Source organism: Fibrobacter sp. UWH1, assembly GCF_002210365.1.
Classification (GTDB): domain Bacteria; phylum Fibrobacterota; class Fibrobacteria; order Fibrobacterales; family Fibrobacteraceae; genus Fibrobacter.
The window spans coordinates 205,673-227,912 of the sequence record NZ_MWQG01000001.1; the positions used below are offsets into that span (position 1 = coordinate 205,673).

Consider the following 22,240-nt stretch of genomic DNA (forward strand, 5'->3'; position numbering starts at 1 on the left):
AGGTGTTTCATTACCAGAGACTCCTTTCAACATAAATACCGACAGTCAGAACGTCAGATCGACGAGGCAAGGTCCAAATTTCTTCGTAGATAACATTCAAACCGACATTGAACTTTTGGTATTTCCACAGCGGAACACTAAAGCGTCCGTACCAGCCGAATTCGGTTTCGTTATCCCCCAGGGTGCCACCCGGTTTTCTGTAAAGTTCATCCTTGTCCACACCATCATCCAGGTCAGCGCGAACCCAATTGCAGGCGAAACCCGCTCCCAGGACAATGGGGCGAATCTTGGACCACTTCCAATCCAAGCCCAGGCGACCTGTAAACTGATGAGCACCGTCAAAGGAGATGTCATCGGGGCGAGGCTTGAAATAGGAATAGTTAAACATGACGATACCGTCTACGTTATCCCAGTAGGTATAGCGGAAACTGATTCCTGCATAATAGGTATTCTGTACAGCATCGGCCAAGGAACCCCAAGGGTAAACTTCACCACCTTCAATAGCCAGGTAGGCCTTGGAGAAAGCTACGTCTGTGGGGTTCTGAACCAAGTCTGCTGGGGTCTGGGACAAAGCCATAGACACCGCAAGAGCCAACAACAAGAAGATCTTTTTCATAAAACCTCGTTAGGTCTACGGGTTCTTTACAAGAGCCTGGGCAAAGAAACCGTCAAAGCGGGAATCCTTATTGGCAGGAAGCACAGGGTCTCCAACCTTCACAAATTCAGGATGAGCCTTCACGAAGCGATTCACCACCTGGGTGGTTTCCAACGGATCGGGGCTACAGGTGGCGTACACCAGGCGACCGCCAACAGCAAGGCGGGTGGCAGCAGCTTCAAGAATGCTGTACTGCAGTTCAGCCAATTCCTTAAAGGATTGAGGGCTCAAACGGTACACCACTTCGGGGCGGCGGGCAAGAACGCCCATGTTGCTGCAGGGAACATCCAAAAGAATTCGATCATAGGCAGAAGCCAATCGGGTGGAACCGCCAATATTCTTTGTAGCCTCAGCAGACTTCAGAGAAAGAACATCGATGCAGGATGTCTTAATGTTGGCAAGGCCCAGACGCTTTGCCAAATCCTGCATTTTCGCCATACGGTTTTCAGAAACATCGCTGGCGAGAATATCCAGACTGGGGTCCATTTCGGCCATGAGGGCGGACTTGCCACCGGGGGCGGCACAGGCATCCCAGACTTTTAAACCCGACTTAAGATCCAGCAGTTTAACCACTTCGTATGCGGAAGGATTCTGCAGACTGAATTCACCCTTGACGAAAGAGTCCGATTCCAGAACCGCTTTCAGCTTCGCATTTTCGGGAACCTCGATAAAACGGTCATACAGGATAGAGGCGTTCTCGAAGCCAAGCTTCTGAGCCAACTTGGGAGCGTTAGTCTTCTGCAGGTTTACGCGAAGCCATTCTGCAGGGCGGGCCAAAGTAGTGCGGGCAATTTCTTCGGCGCGGTCGCCACCGTAAATATCAAACCAGCGACGTACCAACCATTCAGGCACAGAGTTTTCGATGGAAACCTTACGGACTCGCTGAGGAGGCAGTTCCGGCAAGCCGTTGCGACGGGCTCCGCGAAGAACTCCGTTTACAAGGCTGGCGGTTCCATCCCCAAGGCCAACAGCTTTTGCAAGGTCAGCACTTGTGGCAATGGCGGCGTAATCAGGGACGTTCATGTACAACATCTGCACAAGGCCCATTGCGATAATGGTACCCGCTTCTTCAGAAGGCATGCGCTTGGTCAAATGCTTGATGACGTACAGCAAGTACAAATACCTGCGGCACACGCCCAAGGCAAGTTCCATGGCAAAAGGAGAAAGTCCACCTTCCTTGATGAAAGCACCATCCCTCTGCCACTGCAAAAGAACGCGGTAGGCGTCCTTACGTTCCTTCAGGGGATCCACATATTTCTGGCCTTGTACCGCGTCCATCTTAGCCTCTAGCAAAAGGAAAGTCCATCATGATTCTGGATGCCACGCATAAAGTCAGCCACCGGCATAGGCTTCTTGCCTTCTGCCTGAATTTCAATCACTTCCAGAAGACCTTCACCGGTACCCACATAGAAACGTTTGTCCTTGAAGGCCACTGCGCCCGGAGTCAGGCTGGGGCCGTTTTCGGGAGTGTCGGTGACGCGGAGGTAAACCATGCGGCCACCCAGCTTGCCATATCCACCGGGCCACGGATTGAAAGCGCGAATGCGGTTGTGAATGACGCGAGCCGGCAGGTTGAAGTCAATGAGACCTTCTTCCTTCTTCAGCTTGGGAGCACCAGATGCCTGGGCGTGATCCTGGGTCAAATCCTTTTCGGTACCGGTAATGAGCTGGTTGATAGCATCGTCCAGAGCTTCGCAACCGGGAGCCACCATCTTTTCCAGCAAGGAGGCGGTAGTGTCCTGATGGTCGATAATGATTTCGCGCTGGGCAAGAATAGGACCGTGGTCCATCTTTTCGTCCAGGCGGAAAACGGTAACGCCAGTAGCAGGCAGGCCGTCGGCAATGGCGCGCTGCACAGGAGCGGCTCCACGATACTTAGGCAACATGCTGCCGTGAACGTTCACTGCGCCAAACTTTGCTACACCCAGGATGTTCTTGGGCAGGATGGAGTAAGCCACCACCACAAAAAGATCTGCACCAAAGGCGCGGAGTTCTTCTTCAAATTCCGGAGCCTTCAAATCAGTAGGCTGCAAAACCGGCAGGCCATATTCCAGAGCCAGGCTCTTCACAGGCGGAGGAGTCAGCACGCGGCCACGACCAGCGGGGCGATCCGGCTGAGTTACAACACCAACTACATCAGCGAAGTCACTTTCTTTCAAGTGCTTCAAGAAACAAGCCGCAAATTCCGGCGTACCCATAAAAACGATTTTCATAGAAGACAATGTAGAAAAAGGTGTGAGGTCGCTTCGCTTTGAGGAGTGAGGTCGGGCGCATTTGCGCCCTTGGAGGTGTTCAGCAAAAAAAAGACACCCCAAAGTGAATGCCATAGGCATGAACGGCCCCATACCTCAGAGCATCCGAAGGATGCGACCTCATACCTCGCACCTCATTGCTATATTTGGCATCGCTATGAGAATACCTCTTCAAATTGCCGTAATTTTCGCCATTTGCCTGGCAGGCGAATTTCTGAACCGAGTGGTTGGCATCCCTATCCCGGGCAACATTCTCGGCATGGTTCTGCTCCTTATATTACTTTGTACTAAAATTCTTAAACCGGAACAGATTTCCGGCGTTTCCAGTTTCTTCTTGAACCATCTGGCACTTTTCTTCTTGCCGCCAAGCATCGCCATTATGACCGTTGGCGACGACATTCTTAGCCAGTGGCCCACCCTACTCCTTCTTTGCATTGTGCTGACGCTCATCAGCTTGGCAGCCACCGGCCTTACCACGCAGTTTCTCATTGGCCGTCAAGAAAAGCGACAGAACATCGAACAGCTTGAAGATGAAGAAATGAAGCAAGCCACCAGGGGGAAGAAATGAACACCATCATCAACTCGCCCCTGTTTGGAATTTTCCTGACCCTGGCAGCCTTCGAGGCCGGCGTTGCCCTGAACAAGAAATTCAAGTACTCCATCTTGAACCCGCTGCTCATCGGCCTCATTCTCATTGTGGGATTCCTGATGATTACGGGAATCAGCTACGACAGTTACAAAATTGGCGGCGACTACATTTCTATTCTGCTGGGCCCCGCAACCGTTGTGCTGGCAGTTCCACTCTATAGGCAGTTGGGCAACTTGAAAAAGCACTGGCTCCCGATTTTGGCAGGCATCGCCGTCGGTAGCCTCACCTCCATTTGTTGTGTGGTGGCAACCTCTAAATTGGTAGGCCTTAGCAGCACTTTAATGCTTTCATTGGTCCCCAAGTCCATTACCATTCCCATGGGCTCCGTAGTTTCCGAACAGATTGGCGGCATTCCCAGCATTACCATTATTTCCATCGTGATTACGGGAATTACCGGTGCCGTCACCGCTTCCGTAGTTTGCAAGTTCTTCCACATTAAGCACAAGGTGGCCCAAGGTATCGCCATCGGTACAGCAAGCCATGCCCTAGGCACCACCCGCGCCATGGAAATCGGAGAAACTCAAGGCGCCATGAGTTCCCTGGCTATCGGCATCGCCGGTATCTTCACCGCCGTCGTCGCTCCGTTGCTGTTGAAGTTAATCGGGTAACCGCCCGTTGATTAAATTATTCGCCCGTATAATTCTGACTTTCTCGGCAAGCCTTTTCCGCTTGTTCGTAGGAATATTTCGTATAAGTCTCGCGAGCAGGCCAAAGACTATTTGCCATTTTTTCCATAGCGTAGGCCTTAGGCACATTTGAAATATCCGCATTACAGAAACTAAAATGACGCGATTTTTTCTTCTGAAAATCATTTATTCCCAAACCGATGCAATATCCATCCAAAACCATTACCGTAGTCCATTCACTTTCATAGGTCATCATGGATTTTCTTAACTCAAATGCTATGGAAGATTTTTCCTTATCCAACAAAGTCCAGGGAGTAGCAACATTCTCTAGAGGTTCCGTATATTTCGCAATAAAATCCTTGTTGTCTAGAACATAGGGACACAGGTCATACTTGACTTGATAGTAAACAGAATCAACTTTTCCTCTAATTTTCAGACTAATATCATCATAATAGGATCCTCGGCCAAGTCTAATTTCAAAATCAAATCCTTCCGATTGTTCCATTTCTTCCTTTGAAATCACAGACTCGGAATATGAGCCATACTCCTCAGCCAACAACGCCCAGCCAAAAACAACAACCAACGCAAAGGAAACAACGAATGATACGGGAAAAACAAGCCAATGGAGTTTTTTCTTTCGTTTAAACACTCGACCAAACGCACTTGTCGCCAAAAAGACCGGTACTATGGCAGCAAAGCAAATCACGGGAGTTATGTTCTTCCACAGATCAAAAACATCAATGTACTGGGCTCTAAAGACAGCCCAAGCAACAGTTCCCAAAACAAAGGCCGTCAATATTGACCAAAGAACAGCACCCAGTTTCTTAAAGCGGGTCTGGGAATTCATAAAGGAAAACAAGAATCCCAGCCACAGAGGAATGCTTATAACCAAAGCCAAGGCTAAATCAAAGCACACCAATTTGGCATCTTGAAATTCGTACAGAAAACAACCCAACATTTAAGCCTACTTTCCCACGAGAATTTCAGAGATGACGCTTTCGCCGTCCGGCAGGTTGCAGAGTTTTTTCAAATCGTTTTCGTAGAAGAAATGTTCACCGCGAACAGTCTTGTTCAAAACGCGGCCAGACAGATGCAAGGACTGCGCTATATACCCAGCGTTTAAATTCAAATAGCGGTAGGCACGTTCGCCCAGCAAGTTGCAGGCTTCCTTCAGGTCGGCAGTAAGCACCACGGCAAAGGCCGCATTTTCAACCTCTTCGGGAACAACATGACACTTGACGAATTTCTTTGCCGCCACCACTCCGCCCTGCATGTAAATAGACTTGCGTACAGGCACATAGCGGTACACGCCGGGGAACACGAACATCACGTCAAAAACCACAATCCAGATTTTTAACAGGCCTGCGCCAAACAAGTTGATTTTGCCCTGTTCCAGCCAGCGCAACATACTGGAAAATTCATCCAGGTCAAAGGAAGTTCGCTTAAAGGGAATTCGCCTCTGCGGAACCTTCCCAAGATCATTCACCACTTGACCATAAAGTTTGCTGTCATATCTTGCAGGAGTCAAGGGAAACTCATCCCCAGGCAGGGCTTGCGTAGCAAGGCGACGCACACGGATGCACTTGCTCAAATCTTCAATGCACTCTCCACGATTCTGGCGCATAAATCGGGACGGGTAACGGCTAGAGGCACTTACACAACCCGCATCAAAACTGGCACCAGGCTCCGCCGCCATCAACAAGGGATCCGCCTCGCTGCGATTGGAGTATGCCGACTCCCCAACACCATCGTCAATGGAATCGTAAGCCAGTTCGCTATACTCCGGAAACACCGCAAGGCCCGCCAGAGGCACTTCCGTAGAAGGGAGTTTCAGGGAAACAGCCACCTGGTCATCCACAAAACCGCCCAAGGGGAAAACCTTCGCCCCCTTGGCCTTGGCATGCAGCATCACGCTTCCCACACAGGCACCCACATCTTGCAGAATTCGAGAGTAAGCCCCTTCCTTGAAACGACACACGGATCGTTCCAAAATTCCAGTAAACAGATACAGAATCGGAGTGTCCAGCAAAAAATCCTTATGGGGGAACGCCTCGGCCAGACGTTTCATTTCATCTTTTCCGCCGATTTTTACCAGCTGTCCCGCCACATTGGGAGCACCGCTACGGCCATCAGCATCATAGGCATAAATGCCATCGGGGAAATTGCGCCCCCGAAGCACCACATATACGCCAACTTGTTCCATCCCATCAGACGAAACATAACCGAAAGAGGGAACCTCCCCTTCGTGAACATCAATACGATTGCAACCGGAATACCGACGGTCAGAAATCTTCTGACGTTCCCAATGTAACGCTGCAGCACCAGCCGCCTTTTTAGACGTCTTCTGTATGGACTGGTGATAATACTCTGTGTAAAACATTAGGAAACATAAAACAATATAAAAACATTAACTACAGTTTTGATTCTTTATTCTTTTTAAAAGGGCAAAAAAGCCCCCTCCAATTATATTTTTACATCGGAAATACAATGTCTAATTTCATCAAAAACTCTTTACGAGGATAAAATGAATCTTAAGCTGAAATCTCTGGCAACACTCTCTGCAGCAGCCACCTTCGCCCTCATGGCAACTGCTTGCGGTGACAGTTCTTCTTCCGGTGCCAATTCCGACGATCCTGCAGTTCTCCCTGCAGACACCACTAGCGGAACCGGCAACACCACGCCTGTAGACACTTTGCCGGCAGGGGAAACCCCCGTTGACACTACGACTGTTCCTGTTGTTCCGGGCGACACCACCGTCGTTCCCTCAGACACCACTGAAGAGTTCGTGTTGACCATTCCTGAAGAAGCCACCGAGATTACTCCGGCCATCAACATCCCCGCAGAAACCGGCATCGGCCTCCTGGTGGATGACTTCGAAGACGGTGACGGCGTGGCCCTGATTAACGAAGCAGGCTGGTACACCTATAGCGACAAGGACAACAAGGGCAATTCCACCATCCTTACCCCGGTAGACGATAACGGCTACCCCAAGGCACGTCGTTCCGACAACGGCACTGATTACGCCTTTGCAGTCTACTATAACCTGGACAAGGGTGGTTACGAATATGATCCGTATGTAGGCTGGGGCGTCTATATCGCCAGCGACGACATGGATTTTACCAAATACGGCGGAGTTACCTACTGGTTCAAGGGTGACGCTCATGAAATCCATGTAGAAATCTCTGACGTTGAAGACTACGACGTACATCTTGCAACTGTCAAGGCATCCCGTGTGTGGAAGAAGGTGGAAGTCCGCTTCAAGGACCTGACTCAGGGTGGCTGGGGCGAAAAGGTTGAATTCAACGCAGCCCATATCGAAAAGATCAGCTTCCAGGCCAAGGGTAAGGCAAGAATGGACTCCGTTCTTATCGACAACCTGTACCTGCAGGACACCAGCGAAGTGGCTAAGGACGTGGCCGACATGACCATCAAGGATCCTGAATTCCCGGAAAACGTCATTGGCGACATCACCATCAGCAACCCGCTGCAGGCAAAGGCAATGCAGTTGCTGGACAAGGGCATCAACATTACCAACTGGCTCGAAGATGCAAATTACACCTTCAATGGCAAGTTCAAGTTTGACGAAAGCGACATCAAGCTGATGGCCGAAAATGGAATCAAGGCTCTGCGCCTCCCCATTGACCTGGATGCTTACGCCACCAACCGCGACGACGTCGTTGCCGGTAAGGCCGCCGCCCTGGAATTTGACGACAAGAACCTCTTCGCCGTTCTGGATTCCTTCGCCACCTGGACTGAAAAGGCTGGCATGTCCTTCGTTATCGACTACCATGAATACGACAACGGCTACAACAAGGAAACCGCAGCCGATCCCCAGTACGTAACCATGATGGCAAACGTCTGGAAGCATGTGGCCCAGCACTATGCAAGCAACAGCCGCGAAAGCATCTTCTTCGAACTTTTGAACGAACCGGATATGTCCAACGGCGCAGTCACTTCCGCCTCCTGGCGCAAGGCTGCACAGGAAATCATCGACTCCATCCGTACCGTCGACAAGAACCACATGTTGGTCTTCGGCGATGCAGAATGGTACTCCATCAGCAACCTTGCCAAGGGAGAACCGCTGAACGACGACAAGATCATCTACGCCGTTCACACTTACGATCCGTTTGAATTCACCCACCAGGGTGCAAGCTGGAGCGACACCAAGACCATCAAGAACCTGATGTTCCCCTACGACAAGGAAAAGTGGAGCGAATACTCTGCAGACTTCGGCGTAACCAAGTCCACCGTAAGCTATATCAAGTCCAACATCAAGAATTACTACAAGCGCGGCAGCAAGGAATTCATCATGAGCGTTGTCCTCCCCGCCAAGAATTGGGCTGTAAAGAACAACGTTCCGGTGATCATCAACGAATTCGGTGCACTGAATACCGGTGCCGACGCACAGTCCGTGCTGAACTACATGACCGCCCTCCGCGAAATCAGCGAAGAACTTGAAATTCCGCTGCAGCACTGGGGTTACACCGGTCAGTTCGCTCTCTTCGAATCCGCAGCAGGTTCTCAGCAGGGCACCAAGCTGATCGACGGCATGAAGGAAGCCTACTTCGGCAAGTAATTCGATCTAGAAATTCATTCTCCTCCTAAACACGAAAGACCGTCTCTTATGGGACGGTCTTTTGGTATTTACGACCCCTAATTTTTATAGATTTTAGAGGAATAGATAATTTGGATTTTTATTTTGAAAAAGCTGATAAAAAAACGCATACATAAAACGAGACTTGTGAAAAAGCTGGTAGGTTCCGTAGCCCTCTTTTCGGCGACGGTCATGGCCGCAGGTTTTTACGGCAACCAGAGCGATATCAAATGGAAGACTGCAGGAACACAGCACTTCCAATTCCATTATCCCGCAGAATACACCGATCACGCGGCCAAGGCATCGGCTTACGCCGAGGCTGTCTACGACAGCGTCGTCGGTCGTTACCACGACCTGCCCGGCCGCGTCAACGTCACACTGAACAACGCCCTCTACAGTAACGGCAGCGCCATCCCCAGCGAAAACGCACTGAACCTGTGGCTCACCAACTGGGACTTTAAGGTTCGCAGTTCCCATGGCTGGCTCACCGACGTGGTGACCCACGAATTCAGCCACTTGGTCAGTATCGAAAGCGGAAGCAAGTTTAACCCCCACGTATACGGCCTTCAGCTCAGCTACACCGACTATTACAACGAACGCACCACCAGCGATTTCGCCAGCCTGCTGCCCTTCACCCTGCAGCCCCTCTGGCTTGCCGAAGGTACGGCACAATATGAATCCAGCCGCATGGGCTTTGACGGATGGGACACCCACCGTGACATGCTCCTCCGCGTGGCCGCCCTGAACGACAGTCTGCTCAGCCTGGAATACATGCACGACTTTTCGGACAATTCCCTCTTTGCGGAATTGGGCCCCTACACTCAGGGATTCGCCCTGGTCCGCTACATCGACAAGCATTACGGTGAAGACGCAGTCCCAAAAATCTGGGAAAACCTTTCTAAATACCAGCGCATGACCCTGGATGGTGCCATCAGAAACGTTCTTGGCATTAGCGAGCAGGAACTTTACGACGCCTGGAAAAAGGAAATCACAGAAGCTTACACCGCACAGAAAGACTCCCTGGGAAAACTGGTCGAAGGCACCAAGCTTACCGAAGACGCTTTCTGGAATGACTTTCCCATCGTAGCAGGCAAGCACCTCTACGGCGTTTCCAACTTTGGCGGCGCATGGTTTGATGGCGGCCTGTTCAAGATGCCTCTCGAAGAGGAAAAGGACAGCACCGAAGCAAACAAGGATAGTTCCGCCGTAGATACCGCCAACGTAAAAGTGGAAATTGGAGAAGTGGACATCGAAGGCGCAGACAGCACCATCGACATATCCGATTTCGCAAAGACAGGATTCAAACTGAAAAAGGCATGGCTGGATAAGGGCATCGACGTCTACGAAGATTCCATCCGCGGACCTATGCTAGCCTACGTCACCTACCAGAACCGCGACAAGGATGGCCACGCCCATTTCGACATCGCCGTAGCCGACACCAACAAGAATGAAATCACGGTATCCTACCTGACAGATGCAGTATATCCTGCAATCGATCCTCAAGGTACAACCATCGCTTTTGTCCGTCGCGAACCCTTCAGCACACGCTTCGTCCTGAGTAAGGTTTCCTTCCCCAAGGATCTTAAGGATTACGAAACGGAAGAACCAGTAGACTTGTACGTTCCTGATTCCAGCCTCCGGTACTATAACATCTATAGTCCGAAATTCAGCCCCGACGGAAAGAAGATTGCTTTCGGCTTCTTCGATAACGAAACCCGCGGCATCGCCCTGCTGGACTCCGACGGAAAGAACTTCAAGATTATCAGTAACACGAAATTTGACGAACGTGACGTAAACTGGCTGAACAACGAAAAGATTGTTTTCTCCAGCAACAGAAACGGAATCTTCAACCTTATAGAGAAGAACATCAATACCGGCGTAGAGCACGCCCTGACCAACGTAGTTGGTGGCGCATTCACTCCGACCCTGGCAGGGGATACACTGTACTATACCAACTACGACAAGGACGGATTCTCCCTGTATAAGTTGGCCTACAGCATTTTTGTTCCCACATCTTCAGACACAACAGTTAGCGTTACCCAACGAGATTCCACCATCCAGATTGCAGATACAACCTGGAGCGTCTGCAACGCTGACACAACAAGTGGCGACACCGCCCTCACCGATTCTACCGTCGCAGACTCCGTGGCACCCTGCACACCGCAGCCCTCCATCGCCCTCCGCGACTCCATCATAAAAATCGCAGACACCACCAGAACCATTACCTCCCACGAAGGTTCCAAGGAAATTGTTCTCAAGGGAGCCCCCTTACAGCGCGTGGTCAAGGCAATTGATTTCCAGGAATTGGAATTTGCAGGCATCGAAGAAGACTATAAGCCAATTCCGTCAGTTCCCCTGTTTGTTCCCATGGTAGCCTTCTCGGAAAACGCTCCGGACCTAACAGTCTTTGGAGACGGCCAAGTCAAGGCCAAGGCCGGTCTGGCAGTACTTCTCACTGACCCTCTCAAGAAGAACACCATCCAGATGGGACTCTTGCTGGAAATAGGTTCCGGCTTTGACTACATCAACGGAAGCGGTCTAAACCCCAGGCAAGAAAAGGAATTCTTCATTTCCTGGGAAAACCGCAGCACACCCATTGATTTGAGTCTCGCCTACTCCTACGCCAACTACACCAGCATGGACACCATCCGCTACGAAGATCCTCGAGCCTATGGAGATTCAATCGGCACCACCCATTATGCAGTCCCCATGCAATCCGTTATGGGTGCCGCAGGCTACAGCATTTTCAAGACCATCGACACGTTGCAATTCGCCCTCAGTTACGACTGGGCCAACTTCAACCTTTACGAAGACAACTTTGACTGGACTTACCAAAAGCGCGTTACCGCCTTATTCGCCCTTGGCCTCTATGGCGACCATAGCGAAGGCGGCACCGGAATTGACGGACAAGGCAATGGTCTGTTCCTTTACTATCAGACGTCCAACTCGGATTTGTATCGTCCGGGAACATTCTCCGAAAGCTTTACCGTCGACGCCTCTGGCAAGATTACCCCCAAGTACAGGAACTTCACCCTGAACCAGGTGGGCATCGATCTCTACGGAAGTCTGCAGAGTCCCTGGACAGGAGCCCGCCTTGCAGCAGGCGGAAAAATCAACGGGATCTTCAAATGGCATACCGACACCAAGGAAGACACCCTGGACACCTACTATTATCTCCCGCTATTCCTGGAAGGTTACCCCTACCTCCGCAGTTCCGAAGACTATACCCTGGCAGGCACCAGAACCGCCATGGCCGAAGTCCACTACCTGTTCCCCATCTACAGCGACTGGCGCAAGTCTGCATGGATCTTCAGCACCCGCGATTTCTACTTCGACTTGTTCGCCCAGATTGGTGCAGCATGGAACGGCAGATGGTTCGATCCTCACAAAATGACCAAGGGCAAATTCTGGGATCGCGACGTAGGCCTGAGTTTCCGCTGGAGCAACAAGCTGTTCTATAGCATTCCCCTGGATATCAGCCTGACATTCGCCCGCGGCCTCAGTCGCATCGGTGAAGACGAAAATCTAGAGGGAGGCCGCAAGCTGAATCCTATCGACTTGCCCATCATTCCCGAATGCATCGCCCCCACCCGAATCAAGTTTGCGGTTGGCATGGGCTTCCTCAACACTTGGCAGTAGCCAATACCCACAATAGCAGAAAGACCTCCGCATCAGCGAAGGTCTTTTTAAATTACTTGTGAATTTGATTGGCCTCGTTAGGCAATAACTGTCCCGGACTTGTCCTTTGGGCATCCTCTCCCTTGAAGTTGGGATTAAAGGCCTTTAACTGAGCCTGTTTCAAATCAGCCTGAACATCCAACAAATGCATTTCCCACAGTCGCATGGCTTCATCCAGTTCCTGGCGGGCATTCAGCATAAATTCTTTCAGCTGATTCAGTTCCAGCATCTTTTCGCGTTTCATCATCCAGAGTTCTTCTTCCTCCGGCATGCGTTCGATATTGAACAGCAAGTTCAGATAGTCTTCTTCAGCCTTTCTATAGGCCTTATACATATCCACGTAAACCAGGTGGCGGTCGTCTACCATCGTCTGCTGAGGCGAGGGATGGCTAGCACAACCAGCCAACAAGGCCGCGACAAAAGCTGCAGGAACCAAGCGACGCATTACTCGTTACCCTCTTCGCCAGGCTTTATGGTATTGAACATACGTTCCACGGTAATATGGCTGGTGAAGGTCACCGTATCGCGAGTTTCCGGATTCACCATGGTATGGGTACCGACCTTGGTTTCATGAGAAAGGCAGGGGATACCGGTCTTGGGGTCAATCATGATTTCGTAGCGGGTCTGGTATTCAGCCTTAAGGCCCTTGTTATACTTCTTGAACTTTTCGTCTACGATCTTGGAATTGACATGCTGTTCCCAAATGAAATAGGGGAAGCTTTCCGTTTCCTGCAAGTAAACCACATAATCCAGGCAGCGACGATGGTCGCGATTTTCAAAACCGCGGACAACCACAGAATCAACCTGGATCAAGGCGAAATTCAATCGGCCTTCATCCTTCAGCTTTTGCGTGATGTTTCCCTTGGCAGGAATTTCACCCACCAGCAGGTGATCCATTTCCCAGCGGTGCTTTTCGGCACGGGCCAGGTGAGGCTTAAATTCAGGATTCAGCAACTGTTCGTGCCACAGCTTGGGCATGGGCAGTTTCGTCACAATGCTATCGTAGCCTTCGTTCAGACCGTCAATGCTAACGACCTTGCGATCGATGGCAGCCAAGTCCACAGACTTTGCACGCCAGGCCAGAGCCGTCGGGTAATAGTTCTTCAGGTAGCCACTGGAATTGTCGATGACGTAATCCCTATGGACCTTGGTGGTATCGCCCGATGTTGAATACTGAATTTTCACATTGGTCAAGGTATGAGTACCAACGCGTTCGTCACCCTTTTCATCGAGAGTGGTGATATAGCTTTCGGCAATCATTTCCATTTTAACCGGTTCCGAAAGCGTATAGTTCATGGTCACGGGAAAATCACCGCAAGCCACCAGGGCTGCACTCAAGGCAATGGCGGAACCCGCCAGGATCAAATTACTCTTCTTCATAAAATTAGCGGGTCTTTACAAGTTGAATATCCTTGGTAGCAAGCACTCGGCCATCGGCGCTAAACTCGATCATGACTGAACCGGGTTTGCGATGCTTGCACATTTCGCGGGCCAGCATCATGCCACCATGTCTAGACTTACCCTGCAAGGTATACACACCCATCTTTTCGGTAACCTTTACATCGCGAGACCAGATTTCGGCACCCTTCTGAGCCGTAGAACCTTCGTAAAAGGCAACCTTCAAGTTGGTAAAGTCGAAGTTCTTGCCATACTTGAACTGCACTACCATCTGGTCGGCCAAATCAAATTCACTGGTCGTATCGGCAACAACCATGGAGCCGGCATTCCAGTCACGGCCACAGACAATGGAAGGTTCTTCGGTAGTGCATCCGGCAAAAATTGCAAGAGCGAAAGCCATCATGGCAAGGAACAACTTTTTCATAACACCTCTTTTCTTACTATAGGTAAAGTAGCAAAAATGGAACATCTAATTGTGTAATAAAAATTTTAGCGGGACAGTACAAACATCATTTCCATATGGGGAGTCTGTGGGTAGAAGGCAAAACCTTCCGCCTGCTTCAAGCTGAACCCTGCCACAGCAAACTTGGCATAATCACGGGCTAAGGTGACGGGGTCGCAGGAAACATAAATCAGACGGTTTACGGAACTGGCAATAATGGCCTCCAGCGCCTCCTTGGGAAGTCCTGTTCTAGGAGGGTCCACAATAAGCGTAGCAGGAACATCCACCACATGGTTGGCCAGCCAGTCTTCGGCAGGGGCAGAAACATTTTCGCAGTTGGCGGTACCCGCCAGATTCACCTTGGCATGCTTAAGGCAACCGTCTTCACGTTCCACCGTCGTCACGCGTTTAAACTTGTCCTGCAAAAGGGCGGCAAAGAAGCCTACGCCGCTGAACAGGTCAATCAGCCATTCATCGCTGGATTCTCCGGAGGCGATACCAGCCTCCACAGCCTTACGAACGCTTTCCACCAGTTCCGGCAACAATCCTAAATTACTCTGGAAAAACACCGACGCATCGGACTTGATTTTCTTGCCGCAAATATCCACCACGCTGACCGCATTCTTTTCAAAATCGGACTTGGGCATACCGCGATAGAAATAGCTGACTTCGCCCGCACCGTTATCAAAGATGTTCAGTTCGCGGGCATCGCGGTTAGCGGCACAAAGTTCCCGGCCGGCACCGTTCAGGAATTCATTCAGGGCAGGTGTCAGTACAGGGCACTTCTTGAAAGGCACCACATCGTTGCTTTCCTGACCGCGGAAACCGAAAGCTCCTCTTTCGCCCTTGCCGCGGTCGCCGCAATAAACTACGCGGGCACGATTGCGATATTCCCAAGGTTTACCAAAGTGAATTCTAAAATCGGCAGGCAGTTCCGTATGAGCCAGGCGCTTAAAGTTTTCCCGTTCCACACGTTCCATATATTCAATCTGCCTTGATGCATCCAGGTGCTGCAGGCTACATCCGCCGCACTTGCCATAATGGGGGCAAAACGGCTTTACGCGATCTGGAGATTCCTCTATGATTTCGATAGCCTTTCCGCGGGTAAAATCTTTCTTGGAAAAGGTTAGCAGAACCTTGCACAATTCCCCAGGCAGGGCTCCCTGCACAAAGCAAATTCGGCCATCGGGCAAACGGGCCATGCCATCGCCACCCTGAACCATTTTTTCGATCCGCAGTTCATAAAAGCGGGTTTCGCGGGATTCTGTTTTTCTACGGAAATTAGCCATAAATCAAATTCTAGGTTCGCTTGATGGTAGGCACACTAGCCAGCAATTTTTTCGTATAATCATCCTGGGGATTGGTCAAGACAACGTCGGCGTCGCCACGTTCAACCACCTTGCCAAAGTACATGACCAGGACTTCGTCACTTAACGCACGGACCACCTGCATATCATGACTGATGAACACGATGGAAAGCCCCAGGTCATTTCGCAGGTCATTCAACAAATGCAGAATCTGCGCCTGCACAGAAACGTCAAGGGCGCTTGTCACTTCGTCGCAAAGCAAAATTTTAGGCTGCACCATCAGACTGCGGGCGATGCACAGGCGCTGTCGCTGGCCACCGGAAAATTCATGAGGGAACTTGTCCAGGGCTCCATTGGGAATCGACACGCGGTCTAACAGTTCACGAGCCCGCTTCTCGGCTTCTTCAAAGGATGCTCCCCGAGCCACCACCGGCGCGGTCAAAATTTCAGAAACGGTCTGCCTCGGATTGAGACTGCTAAAGGGATCCTGGAAAACCATCTGCATCACGTCCGAAATGCGGAGTCCCTTGCCACCTGCGGCACGGCCCCCTTCCTGGCCAAAGACCTTGAAACTTCCGGAAGCAATGGGATTCAGGCCCACAAGGGCCTTTACAAGGGTAGACTTTCCACAGCCCGACTCCCCCACAATAGAAAGGATCTTTCCCTGGGGTAAGGTAAAGCTGACATGATCCACAGCCGTAAAGTAGCTCTGGACCTTGCTCAGAACGCCCCCGCGAATGGGGAACTTTACAGTCAGGCCATCCACCTCCAGGGCGGGGATAGAAGACGGGATTCCATTAGCAGATTCAGACATCTGTTATTTTTCCACTTCGCCATCGAGGCTAGCCAAAGCCTCTTGTACATTTTGTTCGGTTTTCAGGAGAATCTGGCGGCACTTGCGCAACAGTTCTGTCGCTTCCTGAACCTGGCCAGCCAATTCGTCAATTTCCATTTCGGAATTGTCAATCCGTTCCAAAATGGACTCCAGACGATCCATGGCATTTTTGTACTCAAAATTTTCTTCACTCATAAACAGGAATATAGAAGATTTGCTAAAATGTTTTGTATGGGAAAACTACTTTTCGCCCTATTTAACGCAGGTGCCGCCATCCTCATGGGAGCACTTCTTGTCGCATGCCTAGACATTCCCGACGCCCCAAGCACCTCTTCGGTCATCACAGGCGCGTCTGTCGTCGTAGAACAATTCGGCAAGCAGGACTCCACCCTTCGAAAAATCAATTCCAATGAGTCCTCGGCTCTAATTGCAAAGGTTCGACCCAGCAAGTATAAAGATGATGTTTCCTACTACTGGTATAACGATCAGGAACTTATTGATAGTGGACGGACATTCCCCATATCCTCAAAAAATGCCCTAGCAGGGCAGACAAATCCTAACCGCATCCCGAACAAGGTCGTCATTCACGATCAAGACGGCAATTCCATCGAGAGGGAATTCACAATTATTATCAATGCACCCCCTATGTTGAGCGAGACAACCTTTCCCTCCGACGGAGACACTCTAATCGGGGATAGCCACACCGCCTTTCTTTTCAAGTGGAGCAGTAGCGACAACGACAGGAACCAGCTGCTGGAACATGTGATTACAATCGACCACACAAATTATGCAGTGGGTGAACTCAATGAAATCAGGCAATCGGGACTTGCAAAGGGCAAGCACTCTTTCCGAGTCATTGTGACCGATCCCCTGGGCGATAGCGATACCACTTCCATAAGGACGTTCTACGTTAAAGAATCTTCCGGAGGTAAACAGTGAAAATAGCCTCCCTCCTCACCGCCCTTATTGCAATCGCAATTGTCGCCTGCACCGATTCCGACAATTATATTTTTGACGAACGCGACCACCAGGAAGTCCGGGTAGACGCCTTCATCACACAGACCTTTGACGAAACTTCCGTTCGAATCAAGAACGACACTGTCGCCCCCAACGATTCCCTGATTTTTCTGTCTTCTGTATATCCATCTAAAGCCATTCGCAGCCAGGATATCTTCTGGACCCTTGACGGAACACCCTTTGCCACAGAGTATAGTTTCAAGGCTTCAGTCAAGACACCCGGCCTGCATAAAGTCGCATTCGTCCTGGTAGACTTCTTTGGCGATACCATCAGCGACACAATCACCCTCTATGCAGCCATTCCTCCCACACTGAACTTGAAAAAAATCATTCCGGCAAACAGCACCCAGGAAATTCCACCCAACGAAGACATCAACTTTTCCTGGTACACCACAGAACAAGACCGATACTGGGATACATATTACCACTTCGTCTTAAAAGAAGCCTTCCCGACATCCCAAAAAGACAACGGCATCATTCTGGACACAATCCTAAGTTCATCGACTTTCAGCTACCACAAAGGCCTTGCTCCGCTCACCAAATACACTTGGTCTGTATCGGCCTACAACGAACTGGATATGAAATCCTCGCAATCCATCGAGGGTGAGTTCTATACCGCCGGCCTTTCGAACGAAAGTGGAATTCTCGCTACGGTCATTCCCCCGTCTAAACAGATTCCCCAATCTATCCAAGTCACGATTATCAGCAATTCCGGCGACACTCTGTACAGGGCAAAGGAATTTCACGCCGATTCCGCAGGAAGATTCTACATCAAGCCAATCACCCCAGGCAAAATAACATTCATCGTATCTGCCAGCGACACTCCCGACTTACAGCCAATTATAAGGGAAATTTCCCTTAAGGAAAATCAGGTATACAGCCTTGATTCGCTGCAGTTCGCCGACATCACGCCCCCAACAATTTCTTCCATCGACAATAAAGATACCCTCCTCCTCCAGGACACCTTGAATTTCATCTTAAAGGATGGCGGAGGCAACGTCGTACTTTCCACAAGTTCTGCAAAGCTTGACGGAAACATCATCCTGGATTACAACATTAGTAGAGACACCCTTAAGGTGATAATGCCCATCTCCAGCACATGGACCTACCGAATTCTATCCATTGAAGTTTACGATCAGAGCGGAAACAAGAGCACTCGGTACTTTTATCTGTACTCCGACAAAACATACAGAGAGGATCCATAATGAGAAAGCTATCCTTCTTACCGCTTCTCGCCTGTATGCTGGTCGCATGTGGCAGCGATGCCCTTATCGGAGAACCAGAGAACGTTCTTAGCCAACAGGTGTACGTGCTACCATCGGGAGCAAGTTTATCGAACGACAACCGTTCCCACTACGTCATCGGCGACACCATCTATCTGGAAGCAAACCAGACCTACAAGTTTTATGCAGGGTACACCCTCAACGACGAACCCGTCAACGAGGCTAGTTCTCTATACGCCAGTCTGCTTTGGGAACTTGACGGTCAGTTCTTCAACATAGAATCGTTCCAATACGCCTTCACTTCATCCGGAATAAAAAAAGGATTCCTTGAAACAGTAGACCTATACGGAGACACCGTTCGCACTCATTTTGAAGTTCTAGTCAACACACCCAATAGAATTCAGCTGGAATATCCCGCTAACGGTTATAACCAAGTAGAACGAAACAACGAAAAGGGCATTCCCCTCCGCTGGAAGACCGAGGGGCTGGATCCATGGGAAACAGCTTACTGCACCATTTACGCCAGCGATGAAAAGGATGACATCTGGACCAGTTCCCTAGGCACCACAGACTGCAACAACAATATCAGCCTCAAAGGCATCGTAAACGAAGACCTTCCAAGTAACACGGTCTACTGGGCCGTCAGCATGCTCGTCACAAACGATGCAGGCAAGGGCTATACGACAACTACAGATGTCTTTAGTTTTACCACTAAAACCGAAGAGCAATCCCTATTGACCATTCCGGTCATCTATAGGGGTTTCCCCTACGATCAGACGGTCAACACAGAAATCATCCTGACCAATGCTGCAGGCGACACCTTGCAAGTCGTTACGAATAGTGAATCTCACTCCGAAATTCAGGTTCCCGTGGAGGCCCAGACAGGTCTACACATTTACGCCCGCGACATTAGCAGACCGGAATACACAGCAAACAAGCAAGAAGTAGACATTCCCAAGAGTACAGCCATTACGGCAAGCACCATTTACTTTACGGATGATATTCCTCCGCAACTGGCACCAAACAAAACTAGCGCAGCCCATTCAGACACAATCTACTTCAACGTCATCGATATGGGTTCTGGAGTAAATCCCGCAAAGATTCGGGTCACATCAGGGTCAGACAATCTAACCTACAGTTTCCGGAATTCCCTACTCGCCATACCAAACCCCTGTAAATATTCCTGTTCCATTGTTATCGAAGGCGAAGACTACGCCAACAATCCGTTCCCAAATACATACTGGGTTCTAGAAAACATCAACGAACAGGTCGTCATTAGCGGGCCATTCCTTAGGGAGGGGTTCTAAGATGAAAACCATACTCTCGACCCTACTCGTCATTCTGGCATTGTTTACTGGAGCTCATGCTCAAAAGCTTTTGCATGTATCTACAATCCCCAGCAATGCAGATATCTATATCGGCACCTCCAGGCCAGACCTTGCAGATAAGCCCGACTATGTTTCATCAGCATTTGTCAGCGTATCCGAAGAACAAGCTCTCATGGGAGAAGTTTTACTGCACCTGTTCCGTCCGGAATTCACCGACACCACCATCCGAGTTACACTTTCTCCAAAAGACACTTCCTACCTGATCGTATCCCTGCACCCCACCTATGACGACAATCTGATCAAGGAACAAAACGACATTGTCGCCAAGAGGGGTCGTCGCAGTTTCGGATACAAGATGATGATCGGCTCGGCAATCCCCCTATTCGTTAGCGGAATTGCAGGTGCTGTCACCTATTACCAGATATCCCGCGCCGAAGATGCCAAGAAGACTCTAGAAAAAACTCGGATACATTCACAGTCCTATGAAAATGCAAAACAGGACTTCCGTGATTCCAGAGACAAGGCAAAAACCGCACGCAAGACAACTATCGCAGGCCTCGCAACAGGCGCCACTCTGCTCACCTTAGGATTCATCCTTTCGTTCTAGGCATTTCTATGAAAAAAATTCTTCTTCTATTATTGACTGCAGGCATCACGTTCCTGTTCGCTGCCGAGGATCACGGCGTTAGAGCCAAGGTTGACCTGGTTTCTGGCGTCACTCAATACGCCCAGTTTATCGGCATCCAACAGGATTCAGTCCTCCTTGGCGGAAACATCAAGGGACAGTTTACCATTATCAAGATTGCCAAGAACCGATTCAAGAGCATTGTTGACGAACAGGGCAATGACTTATTGAATCCCAAAGCCCAACAAGTCGCAGACACCACAGCCACCCAGGCAGATTCTTCCCAGGAAGCACTCCCGGAACAATCTACCGAGGCATCCACCGAACAATCCGAAGAACAAAGACAGCCCACCTTCCTGGACTCCGTGGCAGGAAAGCACATCTTTGTAGCCCTAGAAAAAAGATCCATTGATTCAGCTCTCGATGCACAGCTTTCTCCAATATTACTCCAGCTGATCAAGGAATCAGGAACACCCCTTGTCGTCGCCAACAGGACTCAATTCGGTTACTGCAGAAGTTCCGCCTGCATCAAGGATTCGCTGGCACTCTACGGAGCAGCCTCCGTATACCAGGGGAGCATCTCTGCCGGCGCAAGCCAGGATTCCCTGACACTCTACATGACACATCTCGACTTGACCGATTCAACGGCAAAGCCCCTTACCGCAACCGCAAACCTCTCTGTTTTCAATGGTTTAGGCGACGCCATTACCGACAACAAACTTTCCAACTTCATCAAACAACTCAAGGGAGAACCGCTCCCCACCAAGAAAAGAAACGTCAGCTACGTCAAGTTGGAATCGGAACCGGAAGGTGCCACAATTACCATCCCCGGCAAGGACGACATCTGTAAGACACCCTGCACATTCGCCCTCCAGGACACCGAAAAAGTTGATATCTACGCCTACTGGAAAGTCAATAGCCAAATCTGGGGCGCAAAGAAGACCATCAAACCGATTCCCTATGACACCACAAAACTTTCTGTAAAGCTAAAGAAGGTCAAACCGGAACTTCGCGTATTCACCATTCCCGAAGGGGCCTACATTTACGCAGGATCCTCACCCATTTCCCCCACCTCACACGCCATTGGAAAGTCCCCCAACAAATTCGACCTAAACGACATCGGCAGTTCATTTATTCAAATTCGTAAAGAGGGATTCAAGGACACACTTGTTTCTTTCTATGCCAGTCCCACAGACCCGACCAGTGTAAATGTCACCCTGCAACCCATTACAACCCCCGTTGAAATGGAAATCCAGAATGCATGGGTCAAGGAACAGAAAAAGAACTTCATAGGCAAGGTCCTGATGGGTTCGTCCATCGCCCCCCTGCTGGCAGGAGCACTTCTATCCTATCTCGCCAACCAGGATTACGACGATGCCCGCCACATCAAAGACCAGTTAAACATTCCCTCGACGTTAAATGGCAGCCATTACCAGGCCCAGGTGAACAAGAACCATGACCTGGTCAAGAAGGGCGACCGCAAGTTAACTGTCGGCGGATCCCTAATTGGAACTGGGATATTAATGTTTGGAGTAGGTTTTTTACTCACTTTTTAGCCATTATCCTCAAAATCGCCCCACGACAACTGTAATAAAAAATTAGATTTACACT

The 22,240-nt window shown here is 50.0% G+C and carries 20 protein-coding genes; 9 read left to right on the plus strand and 11 right to left on the minus strand.

Annotation, left to right across the window (positions count from 1 at the left end; all coding sequences use genetic code 11):
* Positions 1-10 precede the first annotated feature (10 nt).
* From B7992_RS00815 to fmt, 3 genes are read right to left on the minus strand one after another with little or no spacing between them, the layout of a single operon-like run.
* Positions 11-616 (minus strand): hypothetical protein, encoded by a 606-nt coding sequence (locus tag B7992_RS00815; RefSeq protein WP_073235626.1) that lies wholly within the window; start codon positions 614-616, stop codon positions 11-13.
* A gap of 15 nt (positions 617-631) precedes the next feature.
* A complete protein-coding gene (locus B7992_RS00820; RefSeq protein ID WP_073283832.1) occupies positions 632-1,933 on the minus strand; it encodes a transcription antitermination factor NusB in 1,302 nt (433 codons plus the stop codon).
* An 8-nt stretch (positions 1,934-1,941) separates the two neighbouring features.
* Positions 1,942-2,868, minus strand: a complete 927-nt coding sequence (gene fmt / locus B7992_RS00825; protein ID WP_088665380.1) for a methionyl-tRNA formyltransferase — start codon at positions 2,866-2,868, stop codon at positions 1,942-1,944.
* Between the two features lie 196 nt (positions 2,869-3,064).
* On the opposite strand from fmt, the gene B7992_RS00830 reads away from it, so the two are divergent.
* Together B7992_RS00830 and B7992_RS00835 are read left to right on the plus strand one after the other, a co-directional pair.
* On the plus strand, positions 3,065-3,475 hold the full coding sequence (locus B7992_RS00830; protein WP_088665381.1) for a CidA/LrgA family protein: 411 nt from the start codon (positions 3,065-3,067) through the stop codon (positions 3,473-3,475).
* Positions 3,472-4,164: an LrgB family protein gene (locus B7992_RS00835; protein ID WP_088665382.1), complete on the plus strand. Its 693-nt coding sequence runs from the start codon at positions 3,472-3,474 to the stop codon at positions 4,162-4,164. The genes B7992_RS00830 and B7992_RS00835 overlap by 4 nt, the downstream gene beginning before the upstream one ends.
* A 16-nt stretch (positions 4,165-4,180) precedes the next feature.
* Here the strand turns inward: B7992_RS00835 and B7992_RS00840 are convergent, their stop codons facing one another.
* Together B7992_RS00840 and B7992_RS00845 are read right to left on the minus strand one after the other, a co-directional pair.
* Positions 4,181-5,140: a tripartite tricarboxylate transporter TctB family protein gene (locus B7992_RS00840; RefSeq protein ID WP_088665383.1), complete on the minus strand. Its 960-nt coding sequence runs from the start codon at positions 5,138-5,140 to the stop codon at positions 4,181-4,183.
* A gap of 6 nt (positions 5,141-5,146) precedes the next feature.
* The gene (locus tag B7992_RS00845; protein WP_088665384.1) at positions 5,147-6,562 is read right to left on the minus strand and encodes a nitroreductase family protein; all 1,416 of its coding nucleotides are present in this window, start codon (positions 6,560-6,562) and stop codon (positions 5,147-5,149) included.
* Positions 6,563-6,706: 144 nt separating this feature from the next.
* Here B7992_RS00845 and B7992_RS00850 point away from each other — a divergent pair, with 144 nt between their 5' ends.
* Complete coding sequence (locus tag B7992_RS00850; protein ID WP_073235606.1) at positions 6,707-8,758, plus strand: cellulase family glycosylhydrolase; 2,052 nt, start codon at positions 6,707-6,709, stop codon at positions 8,756-8,758.
* Positions 8,759-8,923: 165 nt separating this feature from the next.
* Positions 8,924-12,415 (plus strand): PD40 domain-containing protein, encoded by a 3,492-nt coding sequence (locus B7992_RS00855; protein WP_088665385.1) that lies wholly within the window; start codon positions 8,924-8,926, stop codon positions 12,413-12,415.
* A 52-nt stretch (positions 12,416-12,467) separates the two neighbouring features.
* Here the strand turns inward: B7992_RS00855 and B7992_RS00860 are convergent, their stop codons facing one another.
* From B7992_RS00860 to xseB, 6 genes are all read right to left on the minus strand, one after another.
* Entirely contained in the window at positions 12,468-12,899 is a 432-nt protein-coding gene (locus B7992_RS00860) for a hypothetical protein (protein WP_073157146.1), read from the minus strand.
* Entirely contained in the window at positions 12,899-13,834 is a 936-nt protein-coding gene (locus tag B7992_RS00865) for a hypothetical protein (protein WP_073157149.1), read from the minus strand. Before B7992_RS00865 ends, B7992_RS00860 begins: the two co-directional genes overlap by 1 nt.
* Before the next feature lie 4 nt (positions 13,835-13,838).
* The gene (locus B7992_RS00870) at positions 13,839-14,276 is read right to left on the minus strand and encodes a hypothetical protein (protein ID WP_083539634.1); all 438 of its coding nucleotides are present in this window, start codon (positions 14,274-14,276) and stop codon (positions 13,839-13,841) included.
* Positions 14,277-14,341: 65 nt separating this feature from the next.
* Positions 14,342-15,583, minus strand: a complete 1,242-nt coding sequence (locus B7992_RS00875; RefSeq protein ID WP_088665386.1) for a class I SAM-dependent RNA methyltransferase — start codon at positions 15,581-15,583, stop codon at positions 14,342-14,344.
* Positions 15,584-15,593: 10 nt separating this feature from the next.
* Positions 15,594-16,415: an ABC transporter ATP-binding protein gene (locus B7992_RS00880; RefSeq protein ID WP_073157157.1), complete on the minus strand. Its 822-nt coding sequence runs from the start codon at positions 16,413-16,415 to the stop codon at positions 15,594-15,596.
* Positions 16,416-16,418: 3 nt separating this feature from the next.
* Positions 16,419-16,631: an exodeoxyribonuclease VII small subunit gene (gene xseB, locus B7992_RS00885; RefSeq protein WP_073157160.1), complete on the minus strand. Its 213-nt coding sequence runs from the start codon at positions 16,629-16,631 to the stop codon at positions 16,419-16,421.
* A gap of 36 nt (positions 16,632-16,667) precedes the next feature.
* Between xseB and B7992_RS00890 the strand changes: the two genes are divergently transcribed.
* The 5 genes from B7992_RS00890 to B7992_RS00910 are packed head-to-tail and all read left to right on the plus strand — an operon-like array spanning position 16,668 to position 22,185.
* Positions 16,668-17,375 (plus strand): hypothetical protein, encoded by a 708-nt coding sequence (locus B7992_RS00890; RefSeq protein WP_088665387.1) that lies wholly within the window; start codon positions 16,668-16,670, stop codon positions 17,373-17,375.
* Positions 17,372-18,658, plus strand: a complete 1,287-nt coding sequence (locus tag B7992_RS00895; protein ID WP_088665388.1) for a hypothetical protein — start codon at positions 17,372-17,374, stop codon at positions 18,656-18,658. Before B7992_RS00890 ends, B7992_RS00895 begins: the two co-directional genes overlap by 4 nt.
* Positions 18,658-19,983, plus strand: coding sequence for a hypothetical protein (locus tag B7992_RS00900; RefSeq protein WP_141100330.1), 1,326 nt, complete (start codon positions 18,658-18,660; stop codon positions 19,981-19,983). Before B7992_RS00895 ends, B7992_RS00900 begins: the two co-directional genes overlap by 1 nt.
* A 1-nt stretch (position 19,984) precedes the next feature.
* Positions 19,985-20,611: a hypothetical protein gene (locus B7992_RS00905; RefSeq protein WP_073157171.1), complete on the plus strand. Its 627-nt coding sequence runs from the start codon at positions 19,985-19,987 to the stop codon at positions 20,609-20,611.
* Positions 20,612-20,619: 8 nt separating this feature from the next.
* The gene (locus tag B7992_RS00910; protein ID WP_139259110.1) at positions 20,620-22,185 is read left to right on the plus strand and encodes a hypothetical protein; all 1,566 of its coding nucleotides are present in this window, start codon (positions 20,620-20,622) and stop codon (positions 22,183-22,185) included.
* Positions 22,186-22,240 lie beyond the last annotated feature (55 nt).

Coding starts and splice junctions, on each gene's coding strand:
- B7992_RS00815 (WP_073235626.1), bottom strand. CDS start 616: ATGAAAAAGATCTTCTTGTTGTTGGCTCTTGCGGTGTCTATGGCTTTG.
- B7992_RS00820 (WP_073283832.1), bottom strand. CDS start 1,933: ATGGACGCGGTACAAGGCCAGAAATATGTGGATCCCCTGAAGGAACGT.
- fmt (WP_088665380.1), bottom strand. CDS start 2,868: ATGAAAATCGTTTTTATGGGTACGCCGGAATTTGCGGCTTGTTTCTTG.
- B7992_RS00830 (WP_088665381.1), top strand. CDS start 3,065: ATGAGAATACCTCTTCAAATTGCCGTAATTTTCGCCATTTGCCTGGCA.
- B7992_RS00835 (WP_088665382.1), top strand. CDS start 3,472: ATGAACACCATCATCAACTCGCCCCTGTTTGGAATTTTCCTGACCCTG.
- B7992_RS00840 (WP_088665383.1), bottom strand. CDS start 5,140: ATGTTGGGTTGTTTTCTGTACGAATTTCAAGATGCCAAATTGGTGTGC.
- B7992_RS00845 (WP_088665384.1), bottom strand. CDS start 6,562: ATGTTTTACACAGAGTATTATCACCAGTCCATACAGAAGACGTCTAAA.
- B7992_RS00850 (WP_073235606.1), top strand. CDS start 6,707: ATGAATCTTAAGCTGAAATCTCTGGCAACACTCTCTGCAGCAGCCACC.
- B7992_RS00860 (WP_073157146.1), bottom strand. CDS start 12,899: ATGCGTCGCTTGGTTCCTGCAGCTTTTGTCGCGGCCTTGTTGGCTGGT.
- B7992_RS00865 (WP_073157149.1), bottom strand. CDS start 13,834: ATGAAGAAGAGTAATTTGATCCTGGCGGGTTCCGCCATTGCCTTGAGT.
- B7992_RS00870 (WP_083539634.1), bottom strand. CDS start 14,276: ATGAAAAAGTTGTTCCTTGCCATGATGGCTTTCGCTCTTGCAATTTTT.
- B7992_RS00875 (WP_088665386.1), bottom strand. CDS start 15,583: ATGGCTAATTTCCGTAGAAAAACAGAATCCCGCGAAACCCGCTTTTAT.
- B7992_RS00880 (WP_073157157.1), bottom strand. CDS start 16,415: ATGTCTGAATCTGCTAATGGAATCCCGTCTTCTATCCCCGCCCTGGAG.
- xseB (WP_073157160.1), bottom strand. CDS start 16,631: ATGAGTGAAGAAAATTTTGAGTACAAAAATGCCATGGATCGTCTGGAG.
- B7992_RS00890 (WP_088665387.1), top strand. CDS start 16,668: ATGGGAAAACTACTTTTCGCCCTATTTAACGCAGGTGCCGCCATCCTC.
- B7992_RS00900 (WP_141100330.1), top strand. CDS start 18,658: ATGAGAAAGCTATCCTTCTTACCGCTTCTCGCCTGTATGCTGGTCGCA.
- B7992_RS00905 (WP_073157171.1), top strand. CDS start 19,985: ATGAAAACCATACTCTCGACCCTACTCGTCATTCTGGCATTGTTTACT.
- B7992_RS00910 (WP_139259110.1), top strand. CDS start 20,620: ATGAAAAAAATTCTTCTTCTATTATTGACTGCAGGCATCACGTTCCTG.